This is a genomic window from Nocardia sp. NPDC004123, from assembly GCF_053603795.1.
The window spans coordinates 23,182-38,528 of sequence record NZ_JBSGGG010000032.1; the positions used below are offsets into that span (position 1 = coordinate 23,182).

Sequence of the window (15,347 nt, forward strand, 5' to 3'; positions counted from 1 at the left end):
CTGACAACCTGACAACAGGGGAGAAGATGGCGAACAGCGGTAGTACCGCCGGGTCGACGGACGCGGTGATCCTGGTCGGAGGCCAGGGCACCCGCCTGCGTCCGCTGACCTTGTCCGCCCCCAAGCCGATGCTGCCCACGGCCGGACTGCCGTTCCTGCAGCATCTGCTGGCCCGCATCGCCGATGCCGGCATCACCCACGTGGTGCTCGGCACCTCCTACAAGGCGGAGGTGTTCGAGGAGCACTTCGGTGACGGCTCCGACCTCGGCCTCGAGCTCGAATACGTCACCGAGACCGAACCGCTGGGCACCGGCGGCGGCATCCGCAATGTGCTGCCCAAGCTGCGCGCCGACACCGTCCTGGTGTTCAACGGCGACGTGCTCGGCGGCACCGACCTCGGCAGCGTCCTCGAGACCCATCACACCTCCGGCGCGGACGTCACCCTGCACCTGGTGCGGGTGAGCGACCCCCGCGCCTTCGGCTGCGTCCCCACCGACGAGAACGGCCGGGTCACCGCGTTCCTGGAGAAGACCCAGGATCCGCCGACCGATCAGATCAACGCGGGCTGCTACGTCTTCCGCCGCGAGTACATCGAGAAGATCCCCGCCGGCCGTCCGGTCTCGGTCGAGCGGGAGACCTTCCCGTCGCTGCTCGCCGAGGGCGCGCACATCCAGGGCCACGTGGACATCTCCTACTGGCGTGACATGGGCACCCCCGAGGACTTCGTCCGTGGTTCGGCCGACCTGGTCCGCGGCATCGCCCCGTCCCCGGCCCTGCCGGGTCAGCGCGGCGAATCCCTGGTCCACCCCGGTGCGGGTATCGCCCCCGGCGCCCTCCTCATCGGCGGCACCGTCGTCGGCCGCGGCGCCGAGGTCGGCGCGGGCGCACGTCTCGACGGCGCGATCCTCTTCGACGGCGCGCGCGTGGAAGCCGGTGCCACCGTGGAGCGTTCGATCATCGGCTTCGGCGCCCGCATCGGCCCGCGCGCCCTGGTCCGCGACGCCGTCATCGGCGACGGCGCCAACGTCGGCGCCCGCTGCGAACTCCTCCGCGGCGCCCGCATCTGGCCCGGCGTCGACATCCCCGACGGCGGCATCCGCTTCTCCACCGACGTCTGACCGCCACGAACCCCTCGACCGGCCGTCCACCTCCGAGGTGGACGGCCGATCAGGTTCCGGCAGTTAGACATTCGCGGTGACCGTAAACGTAAGCCGCTGCTGTACGCCGAAGCCGGGATTCCACACCTCTGGCGCGTGGAGAACTGCGACGACCGCGTCGTGGTCTATGTCTGCGAACTTGATCCGGCCATCAAGACGTACGAGCCCACTGGCATCTATCACGACCGGCTCGAGGTCAGCGTCCCGTTCACCATCACGTTGGATCTCGCGCAGGCGTTGCAGCGGAAGGGCTCTCGCGAAAAGTAGTCTTCCGTAGGTGAATTCGACGGACGCTCGCGTCAGGCTTCCATCCGGCTTTCGGCGTTTCTCGTGATCCGCGCGATCTCGCTGGCAGGGAATGCGATGACGCCGGTGGCGTTGGCGCTCGCGGTGCTGGGGGATTCGGGGCCGGTCTGCCGATGCTGCTGGGGTGTGCCGTCCTGGCGGGGGTCGGGTTCACCGCCCTCGATATCGCTTCGGAAGTCTCACTGCAGCAGCATGTTCCGCGTGACGTGCTCTCGCGGGTCACCGTCTACGGCGATCTGCTGTCCTATGCGGCGATCCCGGGCGGGCAGCTGATGGTGGGGCCGCCGGCCGCCCGCTTCGGTGCGTCGCCGGTGGCGCTGGTGGGGGGATTCGCCTTCGCCGCAGTGTCGCTCGGCCCGCTGCTGGTGGCCGAGGTGCGTGACATTCCCGGGTAGGGGCGGGTCAGCGCTCCCACTTGCCGGGGTTGAGGTGGAACTGGACCAGGGCGGTGGCGTGGCCGTGGCCCAGCTCGTGTTCGGTCTTCAGCCAGTTGACCAGGTCCTTGTGGCCGGTGCGGCCGGAGGCGGTCAGTGTGGCGAACCATTCGTCCACGGGGCGGCCGTATTTGGCCTCGATGGAGGGGAAGTACGAGGCCGGGCCGTGGGGCTTGGTGGTCGCCATGATCATCTCCTTGCGCTGTGGTGTCGAAGGGATCGACGGTGCCGCGCGAGCGAATTCATCGCGGTGTGAGGCGGGTCACTCGGTGATGGCGCGGCCTGCCGTGGCGGTGCGCTCGTTCACCAGGAGCAGGCCGGTGGCGGCGACCAGGGCGGCGGTCACGCCGTGGACGCCGAAGGCCGTGGCCGTCGAGCCGTCGTGGCGCAGGATGGTGAGCATGTCGCCGGTGGGGATGGTGGCCATGACCAGCATGACGATGCCGAGTGCGTATCGCTGGCGGGCGGCGAGCAGGGCCACGATGAGCAGCGCGCAGGCCGCATCGCGGACGCCCTTGACGTTCAGGAAGTCGGCGGCTTCGCCGGTGGGGGAGACCCGCATGCCGAAGGTGGGCGCCATGGCCTGCGGGTCGGCCAGGTAGCGGACGCCGATGTAGGCGATGAAGCCGGCTCCGGCGACGGCGAGGGTGGTGGCGATGCGGGAGGTGAGGCGCGAGGTGATCATGTCCGGTGCTCCAAGTTCTAGCAGTGCTAACTGATGAAGCAACGCTAAATCATTCGTCGGTAGTTTGTCTAGCGATGCTAGAGTTTTCGTATGAGCGTTATCCAGACCCGTAAGGAACGCGAGCGCGCCGAGCGCCGGCAGCGCATCGTCGACACCGCCCGCGAGATCGCCGAGACCGACGGCTGGGACGCGGTCACCGTGCGCAAGCTCGCCGAGCGCATCGAATACAGCCAGCCCGTGCTGTACAGCCATTTCGCGGGGAAGGACGCCATCGTGTCGGCTGTCGCCGAGGCGGGCTGCACCGAATTCGCCGCGGTCGTCAAGCAACTGCGCGCCTCCGCCGCCACCCCGGAAGAGGCGTTGCGCGCGGTCGCCCAGGGCTTCCTCGACTTCGCCCGCGACAGCGCCGCCCTCTACGACGCCATGTTCCTGCTGCACACCGACCTGAAGTTCGGCCCCGAGGCGCCGCCGGCGTTGAAGGACGCCTTCGGCGAGCTGCTGCAGACCTTCGCCCCCTTCGCCCCGCCGCACGATCCCGAGACCTTCACCGAGGTCGGCTGGAGCAGCCTGCACGGGCTGGCCACCCTGGATCGCAGTGGCCGCCTGCGGCCCGGCTTCCGGGACCAGCGGCTGGAAATCCTGGTCGCGCAATGGGTTCGCGGTGACTGACCCCATGGTTGCGCCACCACCGGCCGTGTCCGGCCTACCCTGAATTCATGGCTGACGCGGTGGTGGTCGGATCCGGGCCCAACGGGCTGGTGGCGGCGGTGATCCTGGCCCGGGCCGGGCTCGAGGTGGAGGTGTACGAGGCCTCCGACCACATCGGCGGCGGCTGCCGCACCGGCGAGGTGACCCTGCCGGGCTTTCACCACGACCTGTGCGCGGGCGCGCATCCCATGGCGGTGGCGTCCCCGGTCTTCCGGGCCTTCGATCTGAAGACGCACGGCGTCGAACTGCTCACTCCGCAGGTTTCCTACGCGCATCCGCTCGACGGCGGGCACGCCGGTCTGGCCTGGCTCGATCTCGACCGCACCGCCGATGGCCTGGGGCGCGACGGCGGTTCCTGGCGGCGGCTGTTCGGCCCGCTGGTGCGCAAGTGGGAGGACCTGGTCGGGCTGGCCATGTCGGACCTGCGGCATCCGCCGATCGACCCGGCCGGCCTGCTGCACCTGGATCCGGGCATCGAACTGCGCTTCGTCCGCCGGCTGCTCGAACAGTCGACGCCGTTGTGGAACATGCGTTTTCGCGAGGACATCGCGCCCGCCCTGCTGACCGGCGTGGCCGCGCATGCCATCCGGCCCCCGCGGGGCGTGCCGGGCGCGGGCGTCGCGATGCTGCTCGGCACCCTCGCCCATGTGAGTGGCTGGCCGGTCCCGCGCGGCGGCAGCCAGGCCATCGTGGACGCGCTCGCCGATGATCTGAAAACCCATAGCGGCCGCATCTTCACCGGCCACCGCGTGGATTCCCTCGACGAATTCGACGAGGTCCGGGCCGTGCTGCTGGATGTCGCGCCCGCCGAACTCCAGCGCATCGCGACCCTGCCCGCCCGATACAACTTCGCGCTCAACAGGTTCCGCTACGGCGGTGCGGCCTGCAAGGTGGACTTCGCGCTCGCCGGACCCGTCCCGTGGCAGGCCACCGGCTGTGATCGCGCTGGCACTCTGCACCTGGTCGGCACCCGCGCCGAGGCCGTCGCCGCCGAAAAGGCCGTGGCCGCAGGGCGGCACGCCGACCGCCCCTACGTGCTGGCCATCCAGCCCGGCGTCGTCGATCCGACCCGGGCCCCGGAGGGCAAGCACACCCTCTACACCTACGCCCACGTCCCCAACGGTTCCGCCGAGGATCTCACCGAGGCCGTCACCGCCCAGGTCGAACGCTTCGCCCCTGGTTTCCGCGACCTCGTTCTCGGCACCCATGTCCGCACGGCCGCCACCATGCCCGCCCACAACCCGAACTACATCGGCGGCGACATCTCGGCGGGCGCGATGACCTTGCGCCAGACCGTCTTCCGCCCCGCGCCCCGCTGGAATCCGTACGCGACCCCGCTGCCCGGGGTCTACCTGTGCTCCGCGGCCACCCCGCCCGGCCCGGGCGTGCACGGCATGAACGGCTACTTCGCCGCCCGCCACGCCCTGCGCACCGAATTCGACGTCCGCACCGACCCTCTCGAACTACTCACCGACCACTGGCGCATCTGATTGCTACGCTCCGGGGCATGGCCGGATATTCGGGCACGCCCCTGCCGCGCAAGCTCGGCATCAAGGCCGAGAGCCGGGTACTGCTGGCCGGTGCGCCGGCGGGTTTCGAGCTGGGTGAACTGCCCGGCGGGGTCGAGGTGCATCGCCGGGCGGCCGCCGGGCCCTACGACGTGATCCTCGGGTTCTGTCCGGACCGGGCCACCCTGACGCGCCGGTTCCCCGGGTGGCGGCAGCGGCTGGCGGTCGACGGCGGCCTGTGGCTGGCCTGGCCCAAGAAGGCGAGCGGCGTGCCCACCGATCTCGGTGAGAACGCCGCTCGGGAATACGGTTTGGCTCAGGGGCTGGTCGACAACAAGGTCGCCGCCATCGACGACACCTGGTCGGGCTTGCGATTCGTCATCCGCCTGGCCGATCGATAAGTGACAACTGATTTCGTGCCGGTCGGGGTAACTCGTCGGGTACCTCCGAAATCGGTGGGGCCGCCAACCGCCGGCACGGGTTCCCAACTGTCAACGGCACCTGAGCCGTCCGCTAAAGGCTCGGGGAGGCGGGGGAGTGCGTCCGGTACAGATCCGGCTCCAGGTAGATGACCCGGGCGGCCGGGACCTCGGCGCGCACCCGCGCCTCGGCGTCGTCGATCGCGGTGGCGATATCGGCGATCGTCAGGCCGGGCACGATGGAAACCTTTGCGGCCACCAGCATTTCCTCCGGACCCAGATACTGGGTGCGCAGGTGGATGACCCGGTCGATGCGCCGGTCGTCGACCAGTGCGGTGCGGATCGCGGCGTCCTCCTCGGGCGTCGCGCCCTCGCCGATGAGCAGGCTCTGCATCTCGATGATGAGGATGACGGCGATGACGCCGAGCAGCAGGCCGATGGCCAGGGTGCCCACGCCGTCCCACACCGGATCGCCGGTGATCATGGTCAGGCTGATGGCCGCGAAGGCGAAGATCAGGCCGATCAGCGCGCCCGAGTCCTCCAGCAGCACCACCGGCAGCTCCGGTTTGCGCGAGTTGCGGATGAACCGCCACCAGCTCGAATTGCCCTTGAGCGGCTTGGATTCCCGCATGGCCGTGATGAAGCTGAAGCCCTCCAGGCAGATGGCGAGGCCGAGGATGACGATCGCGACGATCGGATTGGACAGTTCCTCGGGATGCTGGATCTTGTGGATGCCCTCCCAGATCGCGTACAGCGAGCCGAGCGCGAAGATGACCAGCGCGACCACGAACGAATAGAAGTACCGGTTGCGCCCGTAGCCGAACGGGTGCAGCTGGTCGGCCTCCTGTTCCGCGCGGCGCTGGCCGAGCAGCAGCAGCCCCTGGTTGGAGGTGTCGGCCACCGAGTGCACGGCCTCGGCCAGCATGGACGCCGATCCGGTGATCGCCGCGCCCACGAATTTGGCCGCCGCGATACCGGCGTTCGCGCTCAGCGCCGCCAGGATGGCCTTCTTACCGCCGCCCGCAGACAATGAACCGCCCCTTCCCGAATCCTCTGTCCGTTTTGTCCTAAAACGCCTTTGACCGGGAGAGCCTACTAGAGCCCGGGCGTCACTCCTCGCCGACGGCCGCGCAGAACAGCTGCGCCGAGCCGTCCGCGTCCCCGTCGCCATCCTCGTCCACCGCGATCGCCTGCGCGCGAATCCCGCCGTCGGCGGCCGAGATCCACGCCGCGCGCCCGCGTTCCACGATCAGCTCGTGATTGCCCTGGGACAGCTTCACCCGCCCGTGCGTGACCACCGCGATCCCCGGTCCCGACTGCAGCACCGGTACCGGCTCGCCCCCCGCGGCCAGTTCGAAACGGCTGAGCGCGAATTCGGGCGCGGGCGTGTGGTAGCGGAACACACTGTCCGACACCCGTTCCGCCGTCACGACCGGCAGGTCCAGCGGCTCGAAGTCCAGCACCCGCAGCAGCTCCGGCACATCCACGTGTTTGGGCGTGAGCCCGCCGCGCAGCACATTGTCGGAGTTGGCCATGATCTCCACACCGACCCCGCGCAGGTACGCGTGCAGGTTCCCGGCGTCCAGGAACAGGCCCTCGCCCGGCTCCAGGGTGATGCGGTTGAGCAGCAGCGCTGCCAGCACCCCGGCGTCGCCGGGATACGCCTCGGCGAGCTCGAGCGCCGTGCGCACCTCGGCCACGAATTCCTTGCCGGCGCCGCCGCTTCGGGCCTCCGACAGATACCGCACGCAGCCGTCGAGCACCTTGGGCAGCAGCATGCTCAGACTGCCCTGCGGCAGCGCGATCCAGGTGGTGAACAGCGTGCGCAGCCCCGCCGAGTCGGGCTGGGCGGCAAGCAGTTCGGCGTACTGGCTCAGTTCCGGCACGTCGAGGGCATTGAGCAGCCGCACGGTCTGGCGCGGATCGCGGAATCCGGCCAGCGCCTCGAAACGGTGCAGCGCCACCACGAGTTCGGGCTTGTGGTTCTCGTCGCGGTAGTTGCGCATGGGGGAGTCGATGGCGACCCCGTTGTGGTTCTCCCGCGCGAACCCGGCCCGGGCCTGCTCGACGCTGGGGTGCGCCTGCAGCGAGAGCGGCTCCTCGGCGGCGAGGACCTTCAGCAGGAACGGCAGCTTTCCGCCGAATTCGCCCGACACCGGCCCGAGTTCGCGCTGCGGGTCGGCGCTGACCAGCTCCAGCAGGGATTCGCTGTGCCCGTTGATCTGCACCCGCGCCGGATCGGCGGGATGTGCGCCGAACCAGAGTTCGGCCTCCGGGTGCGCGGAGGGGACCGGTCGTCCGCACAGCTGAGCGAGCGCGGTGCGCGAACCCCAAGCGTAGGAACGCAGCGCACCAACGAGTTCGTGCACTAGTAATTGCCCCCGTCGTAGCGTCCCGGACCGGTGGCCGGGCGGGAACCGAGTAGTCGGAGATAGGCGGCCGCCATCTCCAGCCGAAGTGCGAGTACCGCAAGCTTTTCCAGCTCACCACCCCGGCCGGCGGGCGCGGTCTGCCCCGCCGCCTCGGCGGCAACGGTGGCTGCGGCGGCCACCTCGGTGTCCAGGGTGATCAGGTCGGTGTCGACCAGCCCGGCGTCGGAACCGAACACGGCCAGTCGCCGGCGCACCGTCACCTCGTCCGGATCGGCGCTCACCACGAACACCCGCACCTGCTCCACCGGCGCCGGCCCGTCCAGCTGCTCGTCGTGGAACAGCGGATCGAATCCGGGGGCGGCCACCCCGGCGGTGGCGACCAACCGGCCGTGCGCCGCAACGGCTTCCGAGAGCGTGACCGCGGTGGCGGTCTGCCCGGCCGTGGCCAGCAGCACCTCGGCGCCGTGCTCGGCGAGCACGGTGGCGGCGCCGGAATCGCCGGCCAGCACCAGGCGCTTGCGCTGCTGCATGCGGGTGGCCAGGGTCTTGGCGGGATTGTGGAAGGCCTCGTGCTGCGGTCCGTCGCGCAGCGCCTCCTCGTCGAGCAGGTCTGCGAGAGCGTTCAATTCGGGCACCAGCGGCCCGATGCGGTGCGGGTCGATGGTGGTCAGCACGGCCAGGCCCGCGGCCAGATAGCGCAGCATGCGGTTGTGGTCGAGGACCCGCACCCGCGGCGCGAGAATGGTGGCGCGCCCGGCGGCGGCCGCCCGGATGGGTCCCTCGTCCGGTGCGGCCACGACCACCTCGGCACCCCGTCGAAGTGCTCGGTCCACCGCTTCGGCCAGTCGCGGATCACCCGCGTCGTCACCCGCCACCAGCACCACGTCCAGCGGCCCGACCCACGGCGGGATCGAAGTCGCCGGTACCAGCGGCATACTCGTGCGGTCGCCGAGGGCAGCGATCAACAGCGCCGCCGCGCGCGCGGCGCGCCCGCTGCCCGACACCAGCACCAGACTGCGGGGCCGCAGATCGGTCAGCCGGGTCAGCGCATCTTCGGAAAGTGCCGCGGCGGTTGCCCTTACCTGGGCTCCCCCCGACGCGGCGGAGCGGAGTACACCCCCGGCGTCCGCCGCCTCCAGCGAGGCGACGTCATCGAGGTCGATTACCGGTGTCCCAGCGATCATCGGGCGTTGCCACCTCCCCTCATCGGGTCACCAGACGGTGAATCCAAGCTCTGTGATTCCACTATTCCAGTCAGGCGCGGACGATGCTCAGGATCTCGGTTACGAGTGCGTCTACTTCATCCTGCGATCGCGCCTCGACGTTGAGTCGAAGCAGCGGTTCGGTATTGGAGGCGCGCAGGTTGAACCACGCGCCGTCGGCCAGCTGCACGGTCACACCGTCCAGCCGATCGACCGATTTCGCCCGCTTGCCGAACGCCTCGAGTACGGCCAGGGTCCGCTCCTGCGCATCCGCCACCGTCGAATTGATCTCCCCGGAGGCCGCGTACGTCGCGTAGGCGGAGGCCAGTTCCGACATGGGCCGGTCCTTCTCGCCCAGCGCGGCCAGCACGTGCAGGGCCGCGAGCATGCCGGAGTCGGCGCCCCAGAAGTCGCGGAAGTAGTAGTGCGCCGAGTGCTCGCCGCCGAAGATCGCGCCGGTGGCCGCCATCTGCTGCTTGATGAACGAGTGGCCGACCCGCGTGCGTACCGGAGTGCCGCCGAGCTCGGTCACCAGCTCCGGCACCGCCCGCGAGGTGATCAGGTTGTGGATGACGGTCGCGCCCGGTTCCTTGGTCAGCTCGCGCTCGGCCACCAGGCCGGTGATGGCCGACGGCGAGACCGGGTCGCCCTTCTCGTCCACCACGAAGCAGCGGTCGGCGTCGCCGTCGAAGGCCAGGCCGAGGTCGGCGCCGGTCTTGCGGACGTGGTCCTGCAGATCCACCAGATTCTTCGGATCCAGCGGATTGGCTTCGTGATTGGGGAAGCTGCCGTCGAGTTCGAAGAACAACGGCTCGACCGTGTACTGCGGCAGCGTGCCCAGCACGGCGGGCACCGTGTAGCCGCCCATGCCGTTGCCGGCGTCCACCGCGATGCGCAGCGGGCGCGAACAGCTCAGGTCCACCAGCTTGTGCAGGAAGTCGGCGTAGGCCGAGAGCAGGTCCTCCCGGGTCTCGGTGCCGCGCGGCCCGTCGAAGGCCGGGACGCCCGCGACAACGTCCTCGGTGATGGTGGCCAGGCCGGTGTCCTGACCGACCGGCAGCGCCTTGGCGCGGCACAGCTTGATGCCGTTGTACTTGGCGGGATTGTGGCTGGCGGTGAACATGGCCCCGGGGCAGTCCAGGTGGCCGGAGGCGAAGTAGAGCTCGTCGGTGGAGGCCAGGCCGATGTGCACCACGTCGAGTCCCTGGGCGAGCACGCCGTCGGCGAAGGCGGCGGCCAATTCCGGTGAGGAGTCGCGCATATCGTGACCGATGACGATGCGCCGGGCGCCCTCGCCGCGCATCAGCCGGGCGAAGGACCCGGCGACGTCCCGGACGAAGTCCGCGTCGATCTGTTCGCCGACAACTCCGCGAACGTCGTATGCCTTGATGACTGCTTGAACGGACTCGGCGGACCGGGCGACTGTCATGCGCACCACCCTAGTAGCTGACCGCGACAATGAGAGACTTCCCCCGACCCTTGCCAATCGGACAACTGATCTCGTGAGGCGCGGGTGACTCGCCGGGTACGTCCGAAATTGTCGGCGGCACCCAGCCGCCGGCACGGAATGTCGATGGATCACGGCTCATAGCCGCTCGCTCAAGTCTCGGAGAGGCGGTCCGGCGGGTCCGGCAGGACACGGAGATGGCCGCGTCTGCCGGTACGACCCGCGCGGGTCGGGCGCTGCGGGGCGGGAGCGTAGTCGGTGTAGCCGCGCGGATCGGGTTCCGGTGTGCGGCGGCGCAATCCGGCCTCGCGGACGGCTTCGGCGAGCGCGGTGAGATCGTCGTCGTCCGGGGTCGAGGAGGAAAACCCGCCCTCGTGGCGGACCAACTCCCATCCCTTGGGCGCGGTGATCCGGGAAGCATGCGTTTCACACAGGTCCCAGGAGTGTGGCTCCGCCACCGTGACCAGCGGACCCACGACTGCCATCGAGTCGGAGTACACATAGGTCAGCGTCGCGACGGCCGGGTTCTTGCAGCCTGGACGGCAGCAACGACGCATGGGGATCACGCCATGCAGGGTAACCCCCCTCACGCCCTCGTGGACACAGACACGCTCAATGAAGCCCGTCTCACTCGCGCCATGAGGGCCTCGGGTAGCTGTGCGCTTTCGTGCCGCGGGCGCGTCGCGACGGCCCCCGGAATGCGGTCGCCGGGTCTCCGGAATGCCGTCGGGGCGGGCCGCCGCACCGGCCGGGCGGCCCGGCGAGGCGGGTGCTCACACCCGCCCGGGGTAAGGGTTAGATTCAAGGTATGACCCGTTCACGTAAGAGGCGACCGCCCACCGCGCGGTCGGTCATCCGCCGCGGGCGGGGTGTGCGCGGGCCGATGCTGCCACCGACCGTGCCCGCCCGGCGCACCCGGGGCCAGGAGTTCGACCGTCTGGTGCTGGAGGCCTTCGCGCCGCTGGAGACCCGCTGGCACGAGCAGCTCACCAAGCTCGACATCGCCGTCGACGACGTGCCGAAAATCCGTCCGCTGCACCCGGATTCGGTCACCTGGCCGGAAGAGGTGGTGGCCGACGGCCCGGTACCCCTCTCCCGCTTGATCCCGGCCGGCGTGGACCGCTACGGCATGGCCACCCGCGCCCGCGTCGTCTTGTTCCGCAAGCCGTTGGAGCTCCGTGCCGGCGACCCCGACGACCTGGTCGACCTGCTGCGCGAGGTCCTCGTACAACAGATCGCCACCTACTTGGGTGTGGAACCCGACATCATCGATCCCGACCCGGAATAGCCAGAACCCATCCGCCCTACCCCGAACTCCGTTTCGCAACAACTGATTTCGTAAGTTCGGGGTCTCCCAAGCCGCCCGCTGAAGGCTCGGGAAGGCGGGGGAGTGTCAGCTGATGCCCCGCTTCAGGCGGCGGCGCTCCCGCTCGGAGAGTCCGCCCCAGATGCCGAAGCGCTCGTCGTTGGCCAAGGCGTATTCGAGGCATTCGTCGCGGACCTCGCAGCCCATGCAGATGCGCTTGGCCTCGCGGGTGGAGCCGCCCTTCTCCGGGAAGAACGCCTCCGGGTCGGTCTGGGCGCACAACGCCCGTTCCTGCCATTGTTCGGCCTCGGTCATCATGCGACCGCCGCGCGAGAAAGTGTCGTACATATCCTCGGCACCGGTGACGATCAGGCTCAGCCGCGGCGGTTCGGGCTGGTAGGCGGCTCGCGCCCACTGTCCGCCCCCCAGTCGCACAGTCGTCATCGGTTCACCCCCCTCGTATCCGTTCCGATCGTCGGCGCAGAAGTCAGGTGCTGCGCCAGTCGTGGAATCGGTTTGCGATACACCGCCCGGAATGCCCGACGGGGCCAGCTCTTCGGCCATCGCTCCGCCTCCTCACTGTGTGTTAGCGCAGAATGATTAATCCGTCGGAGCCGATCCCACCGACGGCCCAACACCGCGGCGTAGTCCCGCGGCCATCCCCGAGCTTGGCGTCACTCCGGTGCGAACGCCTGTTCGAAAACCCGTCCGCGCCTTGCACTCTCACGCGGACCCGGAATGACATGCCTGTGATTAGACACGCCGGGAGCGGCGATGGTCAAGCTGCCGAAGCGATTCCGTTACCATCTGCGACCCCGTCGGGAGGCGTTCCCGCAGTTCAAATAGCAAATTCGCAGCAAATGAGCTGCGGGACGACTTTCCGCTTCGAACGCATAGGCTGTGCGGATGTGACTCGAGAACAAGCGGACACCGCGCCCGGCACCGGCCTGCGGATCGCCGTCCTGGTCGGCGGAGTCGGCGGCGCGCGGTTCCTGACGGGGGTGCGCGAACTGCTGCCCGGAGCCGACACCACGGCCATCGTCAATGTCGGCGACGACGTGTGGATGCACGGGCTGCGCATCTGTCCTGACCTGGACACCTGCATGTACACCCTGGGTGGCGGCATCGACCCCGAACGGGGCTGGGGGCACGCGAACGAGACCTGGAGCGCCAAGGAGGAGCTGGCGAAATACAAGGCTCAGCCCGATTGGTTCGGGCTGGGCGACCGCGATATCGCCACGCATCTCATTCGCACCGAAATGCTGCGTCAGGGATACCCGCTCTCGGCGGTCACCGAGGCGCTCTGCAATCGGTGGCAACCGGGTGTGAAACTGCTTCCGGCAACCGACGACCGATGCGAAACACATGTCGTAATCGGTGACCCGGAGAACCCTGGCGAACGCCGCGCGATCCATTTCCAGGAGTGGTGGGTTCGATACCGGGCGAACGTAGAGACCCATGGATTCGTGACTATTGGGGCAGATGCTGCGAAACCAGCCCCGGGTGTGATCGAAATCATAGAATCGGCGGATGTGATCCTGCTCGCTCCGTCGAACCCCGTCGTGAGCGTGGGCGCCATCCTCTCGGTTCCCGGCATTCGGGGCGCACTGCGCACCACCGATGCCAAGGTGATCGGACTGTCCCCGGTGATCGGCGGAAAACCGTTGCGCGGCATGGCCGATGAGTGCCTGTCGGTGATCGGCGTCGAAACCTCCGCCGAGGCCGTCGGCACCTACTACGGCGCGCGCTCGAGCACCGGCATTCTCGACGGCTGGCTCGTGCACACCGGCGACACCGCCGACATTCCGGGCGTCGAAGTCCGGAGCGTGCCACTGCTCATGACCGACCCGGCCGCGACCGCCGAGATGGTTCGCGAAGCCCTCGACATCGCGGGAGTCAAACCGTGACAACGGATTCCATCGAAGCGCTGGGCGATCACGCGTCCGGTGGCGAACTGCGCATCCTGCCCGTTCCGGGCCTGCCGGAATTCCGCCCGGGCGACGATGTCTCCGAAGCCATCGCGGCACGGGCGCCCTGGCTCCAGGACGGTGACGTGCTGGTGGTGACCAGCAAGATCGTCGCCAAGGCCGAGGGCCGCATCGTGACCGCGCCCAGCGACCCCGAGGAACGCGACGCCGCGCGCCGGCAACTGGTGCTCGACGAGTCGGTGCGGGTGCTGGCGCGCAAGAACCGCACCCTCATCACCGAGAACCGGCTCGGCATCGTGCAGGCCGCCTCCGGAGTCGACGGCTCCAATGTGGAACAGGGCGAACTGGTCCTGCTGCCGGAGGATCCGGACGCCAGCGCCAAGGCGCTGCGCACCGCGCTGGCCGACCGCCTGGGCGTGCAGGTGGCCGTGGTCATCACCGACACCATGGGCCGGGCCTGGCGCAACGGCCAGATCGACGCCGCCATCGGGTCGGCGGGCATCCGGGTGCTGCACGACTACGACGGCGCGGTCGACGGGCAGGGCAACGAACTGCACGTCACCCTGGTCGCGGTGGCCGACGAGCTGGCCGCGGCCGCGGACCTGGTGAAGGGCAAGCTGGGCGGCGTCCCGGTCGCGGTGGTGCGCGGGCTCGACTACACCGACGACGGATCCACCGCCGGGGATCTGCTGCGGCGCGGCGAGGACGATCTGTTCTGGCTGGGCACCGAGGAATCCGTCGAGCTCGGCCGCAAACAGGCGGTGCCGCTGCGACGTTCGGTGCGCCGGTTCGCCGAGACGCCGGTGCCGCCGGAGCTCATTCGCGAGGCCGTCGCCGCCGGGCTCACCGCGCCCGCGCCGCACCACACCCGTCCGGTCCGCTTCGTCTGGGTCCGCAAGCGCGGCCTGCGCGAGCAGCTGCTGGAGGCCATGGCCGAGAAGTGGCGCACCGACCTGACCGGTGACGGCCGCACCCCGGAGAGCGTGGAGAAGCGGGTCGCGCGCGGGCGCATCCTCTTCGACGCCCCCGAGATGATCATCCCGTTCTGCGTGCCCGACGGCGCGCACGACTATCCGGACGAGCGCCGCCGCGCCGCCGAGCAGACCATGTTCACCGTCGCGGTGGGCGCGGCCGTGCAGGGCCTGCTGGTCTCGCTGGCCGTGCGAGGCGTGGGCAGCTGCTGGATCGGGTCGACCATCTTCGCGCCCGAGGTCACCCGCGACGTGCTGGGCCTGGAGGCGGACTGGAATCCGCTGGGCGCCATCGCCATCGGGTACCCGCTCGACGAGGTCGCCCCGCGCGAGGCGCGCGAGCCCGGCCTCGGGCTGGTCGAGCTGTGAGCGCGGAGTCGCTGCACAAATCGGCGACCGAGCTGCTGGAGACCTGGTCTCCGGCAACGGGTCCGGAGTGCTCCATCCGGGAGGCCATGCTGGCCTTCCTGGGCTCCGCGCCGCGCGGCTGCCTGCGCGAGCACGCGGCTGGGCACATCACCGCCTCGGCCATCGTGTTCTCCCACGACGAGCGCGAGGTGCTGCTGACCCTGCACCCGCGGGTGGGCCGCTGGATCCAATTGGGCGGGCACTGTGAGGAATCCGACGATTCGGTCGCGGCGGCCGCCTTCCGTGAGGCGACCGAGGAGTCCGGCATCGACGGGCTGGTGCTCGAGCCCGGCCTCTACGGCGCGCAGGCGCACCCCATCACCTGCTCGCTGGGCGTGCCGACCCGGCACCTGGACCTGCTGTTCAAGATCAAAGCACCGGAAGGGGCTGTGCCGGTGCGCAGTTCGGAGTCGACCGACCTGCGCTGGTGGCCGGTGGACGGGCTGCCCGCCGATTCCGACGTGCTGGTGCGCTGACACCGGCCGTGCTGTCGTGT

At 69.6% G+C, this 15,347-nt stretch carries 18 protein-coding genes; 10 read left to right on the forward strand and 8 right to left on the reverse strand.

Annotation, left to right across the window (positions count from 1 at the left end; all coding sequences use genetic code 11):
• Positions 1–26: 26 nt before the first annotated feature.
• The 3 genes from ACWEQQ_RS36955 (at position 27) to ACWEQQ_RS36965 (ending at position 1,858) form a co-directional block, all read left to right on the forward strand.
• Positions 27–1,118 carry a mannose-1-phosphate guanylyltransferase gene (locus tag ACWEQQ_RS36955; protein WP_354833902.1) on the forward strand — a complete coding sequence of 364 codons (1,092 nt, stop codon included), beginning with the start codon at positions 27–29 and terminating at the stop codon, positions 1,116–1,118.
• 135 nt (positions 1,119–1,253) lie between these two features.
• A complete protein-coding gene (locus ACWEQQ_RS36960; RefSeq protein WP_452351498.1) occupies positions 1,254–1,424 on the forward strand; it encodes a hypothetical protein in 171 nt (56 codons plus the stop codon).
• A gap of 152 nt (positions 1,425–1,576) precedes the next feature.
• A complete protein-coding gene (locus tag ACWEQQ_RS36965) occupies positions 1,577–1,858 on the forward strand; it encodes a hypothetical protein (RefSeq protein WP_452351499.1) in 282 nt (93 codons plus the stop codon).
• A gap of 7 nt (positions 1,859–1,865) precedes the next feature.
• On the opposite strand, the gene ACWEQQ_RS36970 is transcribed toward ACWEQQ_RS36965, so the two are convergent.
• Both ACWEQQ_RS36970 and ACWEQQ_RS36975 read right to left on the reverse strand, forming a co-directional pair.
• On the reverse strand, positions 1,866–2,084 hold the full coding sequence (locus ACWEQQ_RS36970; protein ID WP_452343334.1) for a DUF4287 domain-containing protein: 219 nt from the start codon (positions 2,082–2,084) through the stop codon (positions 1,866–1,868).
• A 75-nt stretch (positions 2,085–2,159) separates the two neighbouring features.
• Positions 2,160–2,582, reverse strand: coding sequence for a DUF4267 domain-containing protein (locus ACWEQQ_RS36975; RefSeq protein WP_452343333.1), 423 nt, complete (start codon positions 2,580–2,582; stop codon positions 2,160–2,162).
• 90 nt (positions 2,583–2,672) lie between these two features.
• Here ACWEQQ_RS36975 and ACWEQQ_RS36980 point away from each other — a divergent pair, with 90 nt between their 5' ends.
• From ACWEQQ_RS36980 to ACWEQQ_RS36990, 3 genes are read left to right on the forward strand one after another with little or no spacing between them, the layout of a single operon-like run.
• Entirely contained in the window at positions 2,673–3,251 is a 579-nt protein-coding gene (locus ACWEQQ_RS36980) for a TetR/AcrR family transcriptional regulator (RefSeq protein WP_452343332.1), read from the forward strand.
• A gap of 47 nt (positions 3,252–3,298) precedes the next feature.
• Positions 3,299–4,780 carry a phytoene desaturase family protein gene (locus ACWEQQ_RS36985; RefSeq protein WP_452351500.1) on the forward strand — a complete coding sequence of 494 codons (1,482 nt, stop codon included), beginning with the start codon at positions 3,299–3,301 and terminating at the stop codon, positions 4,778–4,780.
• A 17-nt stretch (positions 4,781–4,797) separates the two neighbouring features.
• Positions 4,798–5,199, forward strand: coding sequence for a DUF3052 domain-containing protein (locus ACWEQQ_RS36990; protein ID WP_354833914.1), 402 nt, complete (start codon positions 4,798–4,800; stop codon positions 5,197–5,199).
• Positions 5,200–5,311: 112 nt separating this feature from the next.
• Here the strand turns inward: ACWEQQ_RS36990 and ACWEQQ_RS36995 are convergent, their stop codons facing one another.
• The 5 genes from ACWEQQ_RS36995 to ACWEQQ_RS37015 form a co-directional block, all read right to left on the reverse strand.
• Positions 5,312–6,247: a cation diffusion facilitator family transporter gene (locus ACWEQQ_RS36995; RefSeq protein WP_452351501.1), complete on the reverse strand. Its 936-nt coding sequence runs from the start codon at positions 6,245–6,247 to the stop codon at positions 5,312–5,314.
• 79 nt (positions 6,248–6,326) lie between these two features.
• Entirely contained in the window at positions 6,327–7,586 is a 1,260-nt protein-coding gene (manA, locus tag ACWEQQ_RS37000) for a mannose-6-phosphate isomerase, class I (protein ID WP_452351502.1), read from the reverse strand.
• A complete protein-coding gene (locus ACWEQQ_RS37005) occupies positions 7,586–8,773 on the reverse strand; it encodes a tobH protein (RefSeq protein ID WP_452343329.1) in 1,188 nt (395 codons plus the stop codon). Before ACWEQQ_RS37005 ends, manA begins: the two co-directional genes overlap by 1 nt.
• A 70-nt stretch (positions 8,774–8,843) precedes the next feature.
• Positions 8,844–10,220: a phosphomannomutase/phosphoglucomutase gene (locus ACWEQQ_RS37010; RefSeq protein WP_452351503.1), complete on the reverse strand. Its 1,377-nt coding sequence runs from the start codon at positions 10,218–10,220 to the stop codon at positions 8,844–8,846.
• Positions 10,221–10,390: 170 nt separating this feature from the next.
• On the reverse strand, positions 10,391–10,795 hold the full coding sequence (locus ACWEQQ_RS37015) for a DUF3499 domain-containing protein (protein WP_379394368.1): 405 nt from the start codon (positions 10,793–10,795) through the stop codon (positions 10,391–10,393).
• A 251-nt stretch (positions 10,796–11,046) separates the two neighbouring features.
• Between ACWEQQ_RS37015 and ACWEQQ_RS37020 the strand changes: the two genes are divergently transcribed.
• Positions 11,047–11,526 (forward strand): metallopeptidase family protein, encoded by a 480-nt coding sequence (locus ACWEQQ_RS37020; RefSeq protein ID WP_354833925.1) that lies wholly within the window; start codon positions 11,047–11,049, stop codon positions 11,524–11,526.
• 105 nt (positions 11,527–11,631) lie between these two features.
• On the opposite strand, the gene ACWEQQ_RS37025 is transcribed toward ACWEQQ_RS37020, so the two are convergent.
• Positions 11,632–11,892 carry a WhiB family transcriptional regulator gene (locus ACWEQQ_RS37025; RefSeq protein ID WP_354834123.1) on the reverse strand — a complete coding sequence of 87 codons (261 nt, stop codon included), beginning with the start codon at positions 11,890–11,892 and terminating at the stop codon, positions 11,632–11,634.
• Positions 11,893–12,491: 599 nt separating this feature from the next.
• On the opposite strand from ACWEQQ_RS37025, the gene cofD reads away from it, so the two are divergent.
• Genes cofD through ACWEQQ_RS37040 form a run of 3 tightly spaced genes read left to right on the forward strand, consistent with a single transcriptional unit; the run spans position 12,492 to position 15,327 of the window.
• Positions 12,492–13,451 carry a 2-phospho-L-lactate transferase gene (gene cofD, locus ACWEQQ_RS37030; protein WP_452343352.1) on the forward strand — a complete coding sequence of 320 codons (960 nt, stop codon included), beginning with the start codon at positions 12,492–12,494 and terminating at the stop codon, positions 13,449–13,451.
• Positions 13,448–14,812, forward strand: a complete 1,365-nt coding sequence (locus ACWEQQ_RS37035) for a coenzyme F420-0:L-glutamate ligase (RefSeq protein WP_452343327.1) — start codon at positions 13,448–13,450, stop codon at positions 14,810–14,812. The genes cofD and ACWEQQ_RS37035 overlap by 4 nt, the downstream gene beginning before the upstream one ends.
• On the forward strand, positions 14,809–15,327 hold the full coding sequence (locus tag ACWEQQ_RS37040; RefSeq protein WP_354833929.1) for an NUDIX hydrolase: 519 nt from the start codon (positions 14,809–14,811) through the stop codon (positions 15,325–15,327). The genes ACWEQQ_RS37035 and ACWEQQ_RS37040 overlap by 4 nt, the downstream gene beginning before the upstream one ends.
• Positions 15,328–15,347: the final 20 nt, after the last annotated feature.

Excerpts from the sequence above, each read along its gene's own strand:
- ACWEQQ_RS37025 (WP_354834123.1), bottom strand. The coding sequence starts at position 11,892 with ATGTACGACACTTTCTCGCGCGGCGGTCGCATGATGACCGAGGCCGAA.
- ACWEQQ_RS36965 (WP_452351499.1), top strand. The coding sequence starts at position 1,577 with ATGCTGCTGGGGTGTGCCGTCCTGGCGGGGGTCGGGTTCACCGCCCTC.
- ACWEQQ_RS36955 (WP_354833902.1), top strand. The coding sequence starts at position 27 with ATGGCGAACAGCGGTAGTACCGCCGGGTCGACGGACGCGGTGATCCTG.
- ACWEQQ_RS36985 (WP_452351500.1), top strand. The coding sequence starts at position 3,299 with ATGGCTGACGCGGTGGTGGTCGGATCCGGGCCCAACGGGCTGGTGGCG.
- ACWEQQ_RS37015 (WP_379394368.1), bottom strand. The coding sequence starts at position 10,795 with ATGCGTCGTTGCTGCCGTCCAGGCTGCAAGAACCCGGCCGTCGCGACG.
- ACWEQQ_RS36990 (WP_354833914.1), top strand. The coding sequence starts at position 4,798 with ATGGCCGGATATTCGGGCACGCCCCTGCCGCGCAAGCTCGGCATCAAG.
- ACWEQQ_RS37005 (WP_452343329.1), bottom strand. The coding sequence starts at position 8,773 with ATGATCGCTGGGACACCGGTAATCGACCTCGATGACGTCGCCTCGCTG.
- ACWEQQ_RS36975 (WP_452343333.1), bottom strand. The coding sequence starts at position 2,582 with ATGATCACCTCGCGCCTCACCTCCCGCATCGCCACCACCCTCGCCGTC.
- ACWEQQ_RS37020 (WP_354833925.1), top strand. The coding sequence starts at position 11,047 with ATGACCCGTTCACGTAAGAGGCGACCGCCCACCGCGCGGTCGGTCATC.
- ACWEQQ_RS36980 (WP_452343332.1), top strand. The coding sequence starts at position 2,673 with ATGAGCGTTATCCAGACCCGTAAGGAACGCGAGCGCGCCGAGCGCCGG.
- ACWEQQ_RS37010 (WP_452351503.1), bottom strand. The coding sequence starts at position 10,220 with ATGACAGTCGCCCGGTCCGCCGAGTCCGTTCAAGCAGTCATCAAGGCA.
- ACWEQQ_RS36970 (WP_452343334.1), bottom strand. The coding sequence starts at position 2,084 with ATGGCGACCACCAAGCCCCACGGCCCGGCCTCGTACTTCCCCTCCATC.